This window comes from Ensifer sp. NPDC090286 (genome assembly GCF_044769565.1).
In the GTDB taxonomy this organism is placed as follows: Bacteria; Pseudomonadota; Alphaproteobacteria; order Rhizobiales; family Rhizobiaceae; genus Ensifer.
Map to the genome: position 1 here is coordinate 127,950 of NZ_JBIVYF010000001.1, position 13,024 is coordinate 140,973.

Annotated in this window: 11 protein-coding genes; 5 read left to right on the forward strand and 6 right to left on the reverse strand. The window is 62.8% G+C overall.

Translation table 11 applies throughout. From position 1 onward, the window contains the following. Positions 1-13: 13 nt before the first annotated feature. Both purN and purM read right to left on the reverse strand, forming a co-directional pair. Entirely contained in the window at positions 14-682 is a 669-nt protein-coding gene (purN, locus tag ACIQUG_RS00630; RefSeq protein ID WP_402316384.1) for a phosphoribosylglycinamide formyltransferase, read from the reverse strand. After that, a complete protein-coding gene (gene purM, locus ACIQUG_RS00635; protein WP_043611418.1) occupies positions 679-1,749 on the reverse strand; it encodes a phosphoribosylformylglycinamidine cyclo-ligase in 1,071 nt (356 codons plus the stop codon). The genes purN and purM overlap by 4 nt, the downstream gene beginning before the upstream one ends. A gap of 259 nt (positions 1,750-2,008) precedes the next feature. Between purM and ACIQUG_RS00640 the strand changes: the two genes are divergently transcribed. The 4 genes from ACIQUG_RS00640 (at position 2,009) to ppx (ending at position 7,632) form a co-directional block, all read left to right on the forward strand. Then, complete coding sequence (locus ACIQUG_RS00640) at positions 2,009-3,130, forward strand: AI-2E family transporter (protein WP_043611419.1); 1,122 nt, start codon at positions 2,009-2,011, stop codon at positions 3,128-3,130. A 26-nt stretch (positions 3,131-3,156) separates the two neighbouring features. Further along, a complete protein-coding gene (gene hdaA / locus ACIQUG_RS00645; RefSeq protein WP_043611420.1) occupies positions 3,157-3,846 on the forward strand; it encodes a DnaA regulatory inactivator HdaA in 690 nt (229 codons plus the stop codon). Between the two features lie 64 nt (positions 3,847-3,910). Next, on the forward strand, positions 3,911-6,097 hold the full coding sequence (locus ACIQUG_RS00650) for an RNA degradosome polyphosphate kinase (protein ID WP_402316389.1): 2,187 nt from the start codon (positions 3,911-3,913) through the stop codon (positions 6,095-6,097). Positions 6,098-6,108: 11 nt separating this feature from the next. After that, positions 6,109-7,632 carry an exopolyphosphatase gene (gene ppx / locus ACIQUG_RS00655; RefSeq protein ID WP_402316391.1) on the forward strand — a complete coding sequence of 508 codons (1,524 nt, stop codon included), beginning with the start codon at positions 6,109-6,111 and terminating at the stop codon, positions 7,630-7,632. A 65-nt stretch (positions 7,633-7,697) separates the two neighbouring features. Here the strand turns inward: ppx and ACIQUG_RS00660 are convergent, their stop codons facing one another. Next, entirely contained in the window at positions 7,698-9,056 is a 1,359-nt protein-coding gene (locus ACIQUG_RS00660; RefSeq protein ID WP_402316394.1) for an esterase-like activity of phytase family protein, read from the reverse strand. A 174-nt stretch (positions 9,057-9,230) separates the two neighbouring features. Then, positions 9,231-10,157: an AraC family transcriptional regulator gene (locus ACIQUG_RS00665; RefSeq protein WP_402316397.1), complete on the reverse strand. Its 927-nt coding sequence runs from the start codon at positions 10,155-10,157 to the stop codon at positions 9,231-9,233. Between ACIQUG_RS00665 and ACIQUG_RS00670 the strand changes: the two genes are divergently transcribed. Then, entirely contained in the window at positions 10,156-10,563 is a 408-nt protein-coding gene (locus ACIQUG_RS00670; protein ID WP_402316399.1) for a DUF2000 family protein, read from the forward strand. The genes ACIQUG_RS00665 and ACIQUG_RS00670 overlap by 2 nt on opposite strands. Positions 10,564-10,608: 45 nt before the next feature. On the opposite strand, the gene ACIQUG_RS00675 is transcribed toward ACIQUG_RS00670, so the two are convergent. Both ACIQUG_RS00675 and rnd read right to left on the reverse strand, forming a co-directional pair. Next, positions 10,609-11,658 carry an adenylate/guanylate cyclase domain-containing protein gene (locus tag ACIQUG_RS00675; protein ID WP_402316402.1) on the reverse strand — a complete coding sequence of 350 codons (1,050 nt, stop codon included), beginning with the start codon at positions 11,656-11,658 and terminating at the stop codon, positions 10,609-10,611. Between the two features lie 161 nt (positions 11,659-11,819). Then, positions 11,820-12,992 (reverse strand): ribonuclease D, encoded by a 1,173-nt coding sequence (gene rnd, locus ACIQUG_RS00680; protein ID WP_402316405.1) that lies wholly within the window; start codon positions 12,990-12,992, stop codon positions 11,820-11,822. Positions 12,993-13,024 lie beyond the last annotated feature (32 nt).

A 13,024-nucleotide genomic window follows, 5' to 3' on the forward strand; every position in this document is an offset into this window, starting at 1 on the left:
CCATTTGATCTCGTCAGGCTGCGGGTGAAATCAGCGTGGCGTTCGGTTCGGCGGCGCTCTCGCTCACCGCGCGGCCGTCTTCCATGCGCACCTTGCCCTCGGCCATCAGCCGAAGCGCCATCGGATAGGTGCGGTGCTCGACCGTCAGCACCCGTGCCGCAAGGCTGTCGGATGTGTCTCCAGGCTGAACCGGGACCACAGCCTGCGCGAGGATCGGGCCTTCGTCCATGCCCTCGGTGACGAAGTGCACCGTGCAGCCGGCGACCTTCATGCCGGCGTCGATCGCCCGCTGATGCGTGTGCAGGCCGGGGAAAAGCGGCAGCAGCGACGGATGGATGTTGAGGATGCGTCCCTCGTGGCGCTGGATAAACGTCGCCGAGAGCAGGCGCATATAGCCGGCAAGGCAGATGATGTCCGGCGACAGCCGGTCGAGCTCGGCAAGGATTGCCGCTTCGTGGGCTTCCTTGCTGTCGAAGTCCTTGCGCAGGAAAGCGCGGGTAGGGATGCCAAGCGCCTCGGCTTTGGCGAGGCCGCCGGCATCCGCCTTGTCGGCGATGACGGAGACGATCTCGGCCGGGAAGTCCGGCTCGGCGGTCGCCTTAGCGAGCGCCAGCATGTTGGAGCCGCCGCCCGAAATGAAGACGACGACCCGCTTCTTGCCCGTCGAGACTTCTGTCGTCATAGGGCGAGGTTGCCCTTGTAGATCGTGCCGGCTGCCCCTTCTTCGCGGGCGACCATGCGGCCGAGCGTGAAGACGGTTTCGCCTTCGCCGGTCAGCACGGACGCGACCTCGGCAGCCTTGTCGGCCGGAACGACGGCGATCATGCCGACGCCGCAGTTGAAGGTGCGCAGCATTTCATTGGCGGCAACGCCACCGGTCTGGGCAAGCCAGGAGAAGACCTTCGGTGCCTTGATCGCGTCGAGATCGATCTCGGCCGCGAGATGCTTCGGCAGCACGCGCGGAATGTTCTCGGGGAAACCGCCGCCGGTGATGTGGGCGAGCGCCTTGATCGAACCGGTCTCGCGGATCGCCTTCAGGAGCGGTTTCACATAGATGCGCGTCGGCGTCATCAGCAGGTCGGCAAGCGTGCCTTCGCCGAACGGCGCAGGGGCGTCCCAGGCAAGGCCCGACAGCGTGACGATCTTGCGCACCAGCGAGTAGCCGTTGGAATGCACGCCGGAGGAGGCAAGGCCGAGGATGACGTCGCCTTCGGAGATGTCACCGGCCGGCAGCAACTGACCGCGTTCGGCAGCGCCGACGGCAAAGCCCGCGAGATCATAGTCGCCGCCCGAATACATGCCGGGCATTTCGGCGGTCTCGCCGCCGATCAGCGCGCAACCGGATTCGCGGCAGCCCGCGGCAATGCCGGCGACGATCGCGGCACCCTGGTCCGGGTCGAGCTTGCCGGTCGCAAAATAGTCAAGGAAGAACAGAGGTTCGGCGCCCTGGACGACCAGGTCGTTGACGCACATGGCGACGAGGTCGATGCCGACGGTATCGTGCTTGTTGGCGTCGATGGCGATCTTCAGCTTGGTGCCGACGCCGTCATTGGCGGCCACCAGAACCGGGTCGGTGAAGCCCGCAGCCTTGAGATCGAAGAGACCGCCGAAGCCGCCGATCTCGCCGTCGGCACCGGGGCGCCGGGTCGAGCGCACATGCGGCTTGATCTTCTCGACCATCAGGTTACCGGCGTCGATATCCACGCCCGCGTCGCTATAGGTGAGACCGTTCTTTCCCGACTGGCTCATGCTCGTTCTCCAAGGCTCGTCGTGCGACAGGTATTTTGCGGATGCGATTGGCACGGCAGGCAAGGGAGTGCAAGCCGAGAGCAGGCATTGGCGGCGTTTTTTCACCATTTTGCCCATATCCCACGGCGCAAGCCAGTCCACTTGGCTTTAAACTGGATGACTGCACCGGTCGCACTTGACCGTTACGCGCACCGCCCCCTATCTCCTTGACAGGGTTGTGATACGCAACAGTGGCGAGCGGCGCCTCAAGAGGAATGTCATGGATATCAAGGTCAGCGGTTCCGGATTGCAGCGTCAGGTCATTTTCTGGCTGCTGGTGCTTGCCGCCTTCATTGCCTTTCTGATGGTCTTCAGCTCGATCCTGCTGCCGTTCCTGGCCGGCATGGCGCTTGCCTATTTCCTCGACCCGGTCGCCGACCGCCTAGAGCGCTTCGGCCTCAGCCGGTTGATGGCGACGGTGGTGATCCTAGTCGGCTTCGTCGTCGTCTTCGTGCTGGCGCTGATGATCATCATTCCCGTCATCGTCAGCCAGGCGTCGGACTTCATCGCCAATATTCCGGGCTACGCCTCGAAGCTTCAGGTGCTCGTCAACGAGGCGCAGGCGCGGCTGATCCCCGATTGGCTGGCAAGCCAGATGCCGTCGCTGAAGCAAAGCTCGGGCAAGCTGCTCGAACAGGGCGCCGCCTTCGTCGGCACGCTCTTCCAGCAGATCTGGAACTCCGGCGTGGCGCTGCTCGATGTCATCTCGCTGCTGGTCGTCACCCCCGTCGTCGCCTTCTACATCCTGCTCGACTGGGACCGGATGGTCGAGAAGGTCGACAGCTGGGTACCGCGCGACTACGTCTCTGATGTGCGCCAGATCGCCCGCGACATGAACGCGACCATCGCCGGCTTCGTGCGCGGGCAGGGCTCGCTCTGCGTCATTCTCGGCCTTTACTACGGTATCGGCCTCTCCTTGGTCGGACTCAATTTCGGCCTGCTGATCGGCCTCTTTGCCGGCATGATCAGCTTTATTCCCTATGTCGGATCGATGGTCGGCCTGGTGCTCGCCGTCGGCGTCGCCCTGGTGCAGTTCTGGCCGGACTATCTCTGGATCGGCCTTGTGCTTGCCGTCTTCTTCAGCGGCCAGTTCATGGAGGGTAACATCCTCCAGCCGAAGCTGGTGGGCAAAAGCGTTGGCCTGCACCCGGTCTGGCTGATGTTTGCGCTGCTTGCCTTCGGCGCGCTCTTCGGCTTCGTCGGCCTTCTGGTCGCGGTGCCGGCAGCAGCCGCCATCGGCGTGCTTGTCCGCTTCGGCATCCAGCGTTACCTTGATAGCGACCTCTATCATGGGCACGGCAAGGCCGTGGAAAAGAAGGCGAAGAGCGACAAGGCCGCCTGATTTCCGACGATTGTCCCGAGTACAGCATGACAAAACGCCCATTTGAACAAATCCCCCTGGCCTTTGGCCACGACCCGGCGACGGGTCGTGAGGACCTGCTCGTCTCCGACAGGCTGAGCGCGGCCATCGCCATCGTCGACCATTGGCCGGACTGGCCGGCGCCGGTGGTCATCATCGCCGGCCCGGTCGGATCCGGGAAATCGCACCTCGCCAGCATCTGGAAGGAGCGGGCAGGGGCGGAAGTCATCCACCCGCTCGCCGGCTCCGATGCCGCGTTGATCGCGGCCGAAAGGCCCGTTCTCTTCGAGGATGCCGACCGCAGCGGTTTCGACGACACGACGTTGTTCCACGTCATCAACAACGTGCGCCAGCATGGCACCAGCCTGCTGATGACGACGCGGCTCTGGCCGATGTCTTGGCCGGTGACGCTGCCGGACCTGCGTTCGCGCCTGAAGGCCGCGACCGTGGTCGAGATCGGCGAGCCCGACGACGAATTGCTGACGCAGGTGCTGATCAAGCTCTTTGCCGATCGCCAGCTCCTCGTCGACGAGCGGCTGGTCGGCTACATAGTCCAGCGCATGGAACGGTCGCTCGAAGCCGCGCAGACGATCGTCGAGCGCATCGACCATCTGGCGCTCGCCCGCGGCACGAAGCTTTCGCGCGCGCTCGCCTCCGAAGTGCTCGAAGAACTGGGAAATCAGCGTCGGTCCGATTGACTGTCACAGAACCGTCGTCAAACTGAGATAGCCGGTGCAGCCGGAGCAATGGGATCTGAAAAGCATGGATAACGCGCTATCTGCGGTGAACGAAAATCAGGCATCGGCGGAGGACGTCGACCTGCTGACGAGCCCGCAGCGCTTCATCAACCGCGAATTTTCCTGGCTGCAGTTCAATCGCCGCGTGCTCGAGGAAACGCTGAACACCGCGCATCCGCTGCTGGAGCGCGTCCGCTTCCTGTCGATCTCGGCTGCCAACCTCGACGAGTTCTTCATGGTGCGTGTCGCCGGCCTCGAAGGCCAGGTGCGCCAGGGCCTCTCGATGCGCTCGCCCGACGGCAAGACCCCGGTCGAGCAGCTCGAAGACATCCTGAAGGAAATCGACAATCTGCAGATGGAGCAGCAGGCCTCACTCGCCGTGCTGCAGCAGTACCTCGCCAAGGAAGACATCCTCATCGTTCGCCCGGCCTCGCTGTCGGCGCAGGACAGGAGCTGGCTTGCCAACGAGTTCGACCAGGCGATCTTCCCGGTGCTGACGCCGCTCTCGATCGATCCGGCCCATCCGTTCCCGTTCATTCCCAACCTCGGCTTCTCGATGGGCCTGCAGCTGGTCAGCAAGACCGGCCGTGAGCCGATGACGGCGCTATTGCGCCTGCCGGTCGCGCTCGACCGCTTCATCCGGCTGCCCGACGTCAAGAACGTCATCCGCTACATCACCCTCGAAGATATGGTCAGCCAGTTCATCGACAGGCTGTTCCCCGGCTACGAGGTCAAGGGCTCCGGTACCTTCCGCATCATTCGCGACAGCGATATCGAAGTGGAGGAAGAGGCCGAAGACCTGGTGCGCTTCTTCGAGACCGCGCTGAAGCGCCGTCGCCGCGGTTCGGTGATCCGCATCGAGACCGATTCGGAAATGCCGGCGTCGCTGCGCCAGTTCGTGGTGCAGGAACTGGGCGTCCCGGAAAACCGGATCGCCGTCCTGCCGGGACTGCTGGCGCTCAACACTTTGTCCGAAATCACCAAGGCTCCGCGCGACGATCTGCGCTTCGAGCCGTACAATCCGCGTTTCCCGGAGCGCGTGCGCGAGCATGCCGGCGACTGCTTGGCGGCGATCCGCGAGAAGGACATGGTGGTGCACCACCCCTACGAGTCCTTCGACGTCGTCGTGCAGTTCCTGTTGCAGGCGGCGCGCGATCCTGATGTCGTCGCCATCAAGCAGACGCTTTACCGCACCTCGAACGACAGCCCGATCGTGCGGGCCCTGATCGACGCTGCCGAGGCCGGCAAGTCGGTGACGGCGCTGGTCGAACTCAAGGCCCGTTTCGACGAGGAAGCCAATATCCGCTGGGCGCGCGATTTGGAACGCGCCGGCGTGCAGGTCGTCTTCGGCTTCATCGAACTGAAAACCCACGCCAAGATGTCGATGGTGGTGCGGCGCGAAGAGGGCAAGCTTCGGACCTATTGCCATCTCGGCACCGGCAACTACCACCCGGTCACGGCGAAGATTTACACCGACCTGTCGTTCTTCACCTGCAATCCTGTGATCGCCCACGACATGGCGAACATTTTCAATTTCATCACCGGCTATGGCGAGCCGGAGGCGGGCATGAAACTGGCGGTCTCGCCGCACACGCTGCGTCCGCGCATCCTCAGGCACGTCGACGAAGAGATTGAGCATGCCAAGGCGGGTCGCGCGGCTGCGATCTGGATGAAGATGAACTCGCTCGTCGATCCCGAGATCATCGACGCGCTCTACAAGGCGAGCCGCGCCGGCGTCGAAATCGACCTTGTCGTGCGCGGCATCTGCTGCCTGCGGCCGCAGGTCCCGGGGCTGTCGGACAATATCCGTGTCAAGTCCATCGTCGGTCGATTCCTCGAACATTCCCGCATATTCTGCTTCGGCAACGGTCACGGGCTTCCATCGGAGAATGCCCTTGTCTATATCGGCTCGGCGGATATGATGCCGCGCAATCTGGACCGGCGGGTTGAGACGCTCGTGCCTCTCATCAACCGGACTGTGCACGAACAGGTTCTGTCGCAGATCATGCTGGGTAATCTCATCGACAACCAGCAGAGCTACGAAATTCTTCCCGATGGCACCTCTCGCCGGATGGAAGTCGGCAAGGACGCCGAGCCTTTCAACGCACAGCACTATTTCATGACCAATCCCAGCCTCTCCGGCCGGGGCGAGGCCCTGAAGTCCAGCGCACCGAAGCTCATAGCCGGCTGGAAGAGCGGCTGGCACAAATAAACTGGAATTGCATGGTCGAATCTGAAGCGCAGGGGCGTCTGCCCGGCATCCGCCCGGTTTCCGTTATCGATATCGGTTCGAACTCCATCCGCCTTGTCGTCTACGAAGGCCTGAGCCGCTCGCCGGCCATGCTGTTCAACGAAAAGGTGATGTGCGGTCTCGGCAAAGGCATCGATGCGACCGGACGCATGGATGAAGACAGCGTCGAGCGCGCGCTGAGAGCGCTGCATCGCTTTCACGCGCTCTCCAAACAGGCGCGGGCGACCTCGATGTATGTGCTGGCGACGGCAGCCGCGCGCGAGGCGAGCAACGGCCCGGCCTTCATCGAGAAGGCCGAGGCGATCCTCGGTCACAAGGTCCGCATCCTCACCGGTGAGGAAGAGGCCTATTATTCCGCGATGGGCATCGTCAGCGGCTACCACGATCCCGACGGTGTCGTCGGCGACCTTGGCGGTGGCTCGCTCGAACTCGTCGACGTCGCCGGCACGAAGATCGGCAAGGGCATCACCCTGCCGCTCGGCGGTATCCGCCTGTTCGAACACAGCAACGGTTCGCTCACCAAGGCACGCACCTGGGTGCGCAAGTTCATGAAGAACTCGGCCGTGCTGAAGACCGGCACGGGGCGCACCTTCTATGCGGTCGGCGGCACCTGGCGCTCGATCGCCAAGCTGCACATGGAGATCCGCGACTATCCGTTGCACATGATGCAGGGCTACGAGATTTCCTTCGACGAGGCGATGGCGCTTCTGCCGGAAGTGATCGAGCCGAAAAACATCAAGCCATCTGCCTATTCGACGATCTCGAAAAGCCGCCGCAGCCTTCTGCCCTTCGGGGCGATCGCCATGCAGGAAGCGCTTGAGATCATGAAGCCGGAGCGGATTTCCTTTTCGGCGCTCGGCGTTCGCGAAGGCTATCTGTTTTCGCTCTTGAAGGACGAGGAGCGCGCCCAGGATCCGCTGCTGACAGCGGCAAACGAGATCGCCATCCTGCGCGCCCGCTCGCCCGAGCACGCCCGTGAGCTGGCCGATTGGACCGGCCGCATGGTGCCGTTCTTCGGCATCGAGGAGACCGAAGAGGAGGGCCGGTATCGCCAGGCCGCCTGCCTGCTCGCCGATATCAGCTGGCGCGCGCATCCGGATTATCGCGGCCTGCAGGCGCTGAACATCATTGCCCACTCGACCTTCTCGGGCATTACCCACGCCGGCCGGGCCTATATCGCGCTTTCCAATTATTACCGCTTCGAGGGGCTCAACGACGACGGCGCCACGAACGCGCTTGCCGGCATCACCACGCCGCGCCTGCTGGAACTGGCAAAGCTGCTCGGCGGCCTCTTGCGCGTCGCCTACCTCTTCTCGGCATCGATGCCCGGCATTGCGCGGAACCTGACGTTCCGCAAGTCGTCGCTTCCGGACGTGGATCTGGAAATTGTCGTTCCGACTGCCTATTCGGAGTTTGCCGGAGAGCGTCTGGATGGCCGCCTGCAGCAACTCGGAAAGCTTACCGGCAAGCGGCTCGCTTTCCACTTTGAAAGCTGACGCCGAAGAAATCCCGGACTAAAAAAGGAAGGGCGCGCGAACCGAAATTCGCGCGCCCTTCTTGTTTATTCGGCATTCAGGAAGTCGCCGACTTCGAGCAGCACGAACTCGTTGTCGTCGGCCTTGTCGAGCGCGCGACCGGCCGAGAACGGCAGGTTGTTGTCGTTGCCGACGATGATGTGGGTCGCATCGACGCGGTCGACGTTTTCGATGGTGACGAAGGGCATGTCGTAGAAGCCTTCGCCGCCGCCCTGGCGTTTCTTGTTATCAGGATCGGCGATCTTCAAGAGGTCGATGTAGCCGATCTTGTGCACGGCCTTGCCGGCATTGGTGTCGTCGAAGGCGATCTTGTAGATGCGCTTGACCTTGGAGCCCGTTGCGAAGCAGTCCGGCTTCGGGTCCTTCGGATCGGCGCAGGCCTTGTCCATCGTGCCGGCGCCATTGTCGCGCTCAATCACCAGTGCGGTCTTGTCGTCGAGCATGTTGAAGTCGCCGATTGCCTCGCCACCTTCAGCCAGCGGGTAGAGCCAGCTACGGCCGGTCCAGGCCTTGCTTGCGACATCGAGTTCGATGATGCGCAGCGCTGGGCGGCCATCGGCCTGCTCGACCGTTTCGCTGTCGGTCCAGATCGGCCCTTCGAGCAGGCCGTAAAGCTTGCTGCCGTCCTTGGAAAGCGCCATGCCTTCATAGCCGCCGGAGCGCTTCAGATTGAAGGCAGGCGTCTTCTTCGACGGATCGCCCTGCAGCGTCAGCGTCGGATTGTCGGGCGACATCACCGGCTTGCCATCGACCGTGGTCGCGATGACGTCGGTCAGCTTGCCGTCGAGATCGAACTTGAGGATGTACGGGCCGAACTCTTCACCCACCCAGAAGCCGTCGGCGACCGGCTGGATCGATTCGACGTCGAAGTCGGCGCCGGTGAGATAACGCTTGTCCGAGCCTTCCATGACGATCGGGAAGGGGGCCTTCTTGTCCGGGTCGGTCAGGAACAGTGTCTTCAGCGCTTCGACCTTGCCGGCGTCCCAGTCCATCTTCACATGGTGCAGCATCAGCATGGCGTCGCTGGAGTTCATCTTGCTGCCGAAGCCGTTGTCGGACAGGCTCCAGAACGTACCATCTTCCATCGCCTTGATGCCGGAAAAGCCCTGCATCGGCTGGCCGTCGAAGGGAAGCGACAGACCGGTCAGGCGCACGCCGTCCTTGCCCGGCACGGTGCCGAGCGCTTCGGCACGCTTGCGGTCCGCGGTGGTGAACTTGCCGGAGGTCTTGAGATGTTCAGGCGCGTCCGCGGGGGCAGCGATGATCGTGTTTGCCGGCAGGATCGCGTGGCCCTTCAGGGTCGCGGTGAAGGACTTTTCCTCGGCCGAGGCGGCCATCGTCATCAAAAGGGAAAGAGCCGCAGTGGCGAGAAGCGTTTTCGTCATGAAGTTCACCTTGGGTTGGAGCCTTCTGCCTGCCGCCTTGGATCGCCGTAGATCCAAGGAGAAAGACGTGCAGCAAATTCGACGTGCTGCAGCGACCCTTGCGCGTCCCACGACGCGCGGCGCTGCAGTCCGAACCCGATAGGCGGCTATGATGACGGTTGGGTGATGCTTGCTTTACAACCCGATGAAGCTTTGGTGACAGCATTGGCCGGCGACGGCAAGGCTCGCCCAGCGGCCGGGCGTCAGGCCGTAGGCGCGCTTGAAATGACGAGTGAAATGCGCCTGGTCGGCAAAGCCGGTTTCGAGTGCTGCACCGGCAAGGCTTTCGCCCCGGGCGATCATCTGCCGTGCCCGCTCCAGTCGGCGCATCAGCAAGTAGCGGTGCGGGCTGGTGCCGAGAACCCGGCGGAATTGCCGGGCGAGCGTGAAGCGATCGAGCCCGCTCACCACCTCCAGCTCCTGCGAGCCGACGGGGCGTTCGAGATTGGCGCGAAGGAACTCGCTTGCCTGTAGAACGGCGTGCTTGTCGGCCTTTCCGGGCTTGGCGTCCTTGGTGCCGGCGTGACGGTAGAGCCCCTCGGCGATCCGCACGAGGATATCGTCGAGTGCCAGTTCGTCGATGCCATTGTCGAGATCCATGACGGCTTCGCCGACCGCCAGCCTCAGCGCCTCGTCGCCCACGACAGGGGCCGCGACGAAGGGCAGGGAACGATCGGTTTCGTCAAGGGCTGCGAGCAGCCGTTCCGGCTGCAGGTACATCATTCTGTAGCGAAGCCCGATCTCCGTTCCCGCGCCGCCGTCGTGGATCTCGTCCGGATGGAGGATGATGATGCTTCCAGGATTGCTGAAGCGACTTTCGCCACGGTACTGGAACGTCTGCACGCCACCGAGCGTCACGCCGATGGCGTAGGTATCGTGGCGGTGCGGCTCGAAGAACTTTCCATGCAGGCGCGCCTCGATGCGCTCGATGCCATCGACGGCAGGCGCCACCCGAATGCCGTCGCCGGGTGCCCCGCACAATCGTTCAAGATCGATTGCTGCACCGTCCGATAATGCGTCTTCCGGCACGCCCTGTCGGGCTGAAATGGAGATGGCCGTCATGTTCGATACCAAATTTGCAATCGTCTTGCGCGAGGACCTGGCAACCTGGCAGAAGCTCAACGTCACCGCCTTCCTCGCCACCGGGATCGCCGGACAGAAGCCCGACATCATCGGCGAAGATTATCGCGATGGCGCCGGCAACGTCTACAACGCCTTGAGCATCCAGCCGATCATCGTGCTAGCCGCAGATGGGAAGACGCTCGGCAACATTCAACGGCGTGCGATCGAAAGAGAGGTCAAAGCCTCGATCTATGTGGACGCCATGTTCGCCACCGGCCACGACCACGCCAACCGTGCGGTCTTCGCCGAGACAAGTCCCGAAGACGCTGCAGTCGCCGGCATTGCCATTCATGCGGACAAGAAGCTTGTCGACAAGATCACCAAGGGCGCCAAGCTGCACGGTTGACGGCGGTCACGATCCGGTCGGTCGATGTCGTGTGGCCGGCCGGTATCACTCGGCCGCGGTCGATGCCAGCTGAGGCGCCGCGCTGCCCGCGCGCAACGACAGAACGCCAAGCTTCTGCCCCCGTCCTCTGACGGCATGCTCGCCGAGATCCTCGACCCGGACGTAGTGCGGCAGGCGCATCTTGCGGGCGAAGTCGGTGGAGATCAGCACCTGGTGGCCAAGCGTCTTGCAGAAGCCTTCAAGCCGGGCTGTGGTGTTCACCGTATCGCCGAAATAGGTGATCTTGTGCCGGTCGAGCCCGATTTCCGCCGCGACGATGGTGCCGCCATGAAGTGCTGCGCGCAGGCGCGGAACTTCGCCGAACTCTTTTTGCCAGCGGGTCGCGTCCGCATCGATCATCTCCAGGATGTCGAAGACGCAATGAATGCAGGCGGCATTGTTGGTGGCGCGATCGAAAGGCCAGGTAATGACGGCGGCGTCACCGATGTAATCGTCGATCGAGCCGCGGTAGCGCATGACCGGATCGGCGATCGTTGCAAACAGCCGGCCGAGATATTCCTGCATCCTGAGGTCGCCGTGTTTCTCGGCATAGGCTGTCGATCCGGCAAGGTCGATGAAGAGGAAGACGCGTTCCTCCTCGACCGGCCTGCGGTAGCGGCCGGTGAGCAGGCTCAAGAAGACGTCGCGTCCGAGCAGTTCGCGAACCCTGAGGATGAAGACGAGCGAACCCGAAACGCCGAGCGCGAAGACGAGGACTGTCTTGGACGGCATCATCGCGTCCATCCAATGGTCTTTCATGACGCCACCCGTCTGCATGAGCAGGCCGGCGGCGGCATAGCCGACGTCGAGAAGCACGAAGTAGATCACCAGCGACGCGACGAAGAAGACCGGCGTGGAGAAGGCGTGGATCCGCCGATGCAGGCGCCGAAAAATGATGCGTCGCTCGAACGCGATGATCGGAAGGCACATGAAGAGCGCATAGGTCGCGCCGATCAGGGCGCCTTTGCCGTAGAAAACCCATGCGTAGACCGCACCGGCGCCGGCGATGACCAGCAGCAAGAGAAGTCCTTCGAAAGTCGAAAAGCGCCAACGCATGCAGAAAGCTCCGGTACCGGAAGAGGCGGCATCCGTGTCGGCCGGCGCTGCCCAGGACGCCGGCTCACGTCACCTCGCTTGAAACGATGGTGATTCTGTTCCGCCCGGCCCTTGGCTAGAGCTGGATTCGGGCGGAAACTTGTCTCCGCCCGATCCCTTTTTCAAGCTGACGCGGACGTGATCTCGGCGCCGATTTCCACTGCTTCGATCTTCTTGTCGACGAAGCGCAGGGCGACGTCGCCGTTGATCAGCTTCAGTGCCGTTTCGCCGAAGAGTTCGCGCCGCCAGCCCTTGAGCGCGGCGACATCCGCCTTCTCGCCCTCGGCTGCTATTCTGTCGAGATCATCGCTGTTGGCGATGATCTTCGCGGCGACGCCCTGCTTCTCGGCGATCAGCTTCAAAAGCACCTTCAGCATTTCGCCGGCGGCAGCAGCACCTTCCGGCGCATGGCTCTGGCGTGGAAGCTTCGGCAGATCGGCCTTCGGGATCGCCAGCGCCTCGTTGACGGCCTCGACAACCGCCGTTCCGGCGGTGGAGCGTTCCCAGCCCTTGGGGATGGTCCGGAGCCGTGCGAGTGCTTCCGCATCCTTCGGCTGCTGCTGGGCGATCTCGTAGATGGCATCGTCCTTGAGGATGCGGCCGCGCGGCACGTTGCGGGCACGCGCTTCGCGCTCGCGCCAGGCCGCAACCGTCTTCAGTACGGCGAGTTCGATCGGCTTCTTCACCCGCATCTTCAGCCGCTGCCAGGCGTCATCAGGGTGCAGGTCGTAGGTGTCACGGGCCTCGAGAATGGCCATCTCTTCGGTCAGCCAGAGCGAACGGCCTTCGCGCTCGAGTTCTGCCGCCAGGTATTTGTAGATGTCGCGCAGATGCGTGACGTCGGCCAGTGCATAGTCGAGCTGCTTTTCGGTCAGCGGACGGCGGCTCCAGTCGGTAAAGCGCGAGGACTTGTCTATCTGCGTGCCGGTGACGCGGTTGACCAACTGGTCGTAGGAAACGCTGTCGCCAAAGCCGCAAACCATCGCCGCGACCTGCGTATCGAAGATCGGATGCGGAATAAGGTTTCCGAGATGGAAGATGATCTCGATGTCCTGACGCGCAGCATGGAACACCTTGATGACCTCAGGGTTGGCCATCAGCGCGAAGAAGGGCGCAAGATCGATGCCCTTTGCCATCGGGTCGACAATCACGGCAAGGTCCGGGCTCGCCATCTGGATCAGGCAAAGCTCCGGCCAGAAAGTCGTCTCGCGAAGAAATTCGGTATCAATCGTAATATAATTTGAAAGGGCCAGCTGCTGGCAGGCGGCCTCAAGGTCTGCTGTTGTTTCAATCATCAGATTTAAATCACTGTGGCGAAAATGCGGCT

Excerpts from the sequence above, each read along its gene's own strand:
- purN (WP_402316384.1), bottom strand. The coding sequence starts at position 682 with ATGACGACAGAAGTCTCGACGGGCAAGAAGCGGGTCGTCGTCTTCATT.
- purM (WP_043611418.1), bottom strand. The coding sequence starts at position 1,749 with ATGAGCCAGTCGGGAAAGAACGGTCTCACCTATAGCGACGCGGGCGTG.
- ACIQUG_RS00640 (WP_043611419.1), top strand. The coding sequence starts at position 2,009 with ATGGATATCAAGGTCAGCGGTTCCGGATTGCAGCGTCAGGTCATTTTC.
- hdaA (WP_043611420.1), top strand. The coding sequence starts at position 3,157 with ATGACAAAACGCCCATTTGAACAAATCCCCCTGGCCTTTGGCCACGAC.
- ACIQUG_RS00650 (WP_402316389.1), top strand. The coding sequence starts at position 3,911 with ATGGATAACGCGCTATCTGCGGTGAACGAAAATCAGGCATCGGCGGAG.
- ppx (WP_402316391.1), top strand. The coding sequence starts at position 6,109 with ATGGTCGAATCTGAAGCGCAGGGGCGTCTGCCCGGCATCCGCCCGGTT.
- ACIQUG_RS00660 (WP_402316394.1), bottom strand. The coding sequence starts at position 9,056 with ATGACGAAAACGCTTCTCGCCACTGCGGCTCTTTCCCTTTTGATGACG.
- ACIQUG_RS00670 (WP_402316399.1), top strand. The coding sequence starts at position 10,156 with ATGTTCGATACCAAATTTGCAATCGTCTTGCGCGAGGACCTGGCAACC.
- ACIQUG_RS00665 (WP_402316397.1), bottom strand. The coding sequence starts at position 10,157 with ATGACGGCCATCTCCATTTCAGCCCGACAGGGCGTGCCGGAAGACGCA.
- ACIQUG_RS00675 (WP_402316402.1), bottom strand. The coding sequence starts at position 11,658 with ATGCGTTGGCGCTTTTCGACTTTCGAAGGACTTCTCTTGCTGCTGGTC.
- rnd (WP_402316405.1), bottom strand. The coding sequence starts at position 12,992 with ATGATTGAAACAACAGCAGACCTTGAGGCCGCCTGCCAGCAGCTGGCC.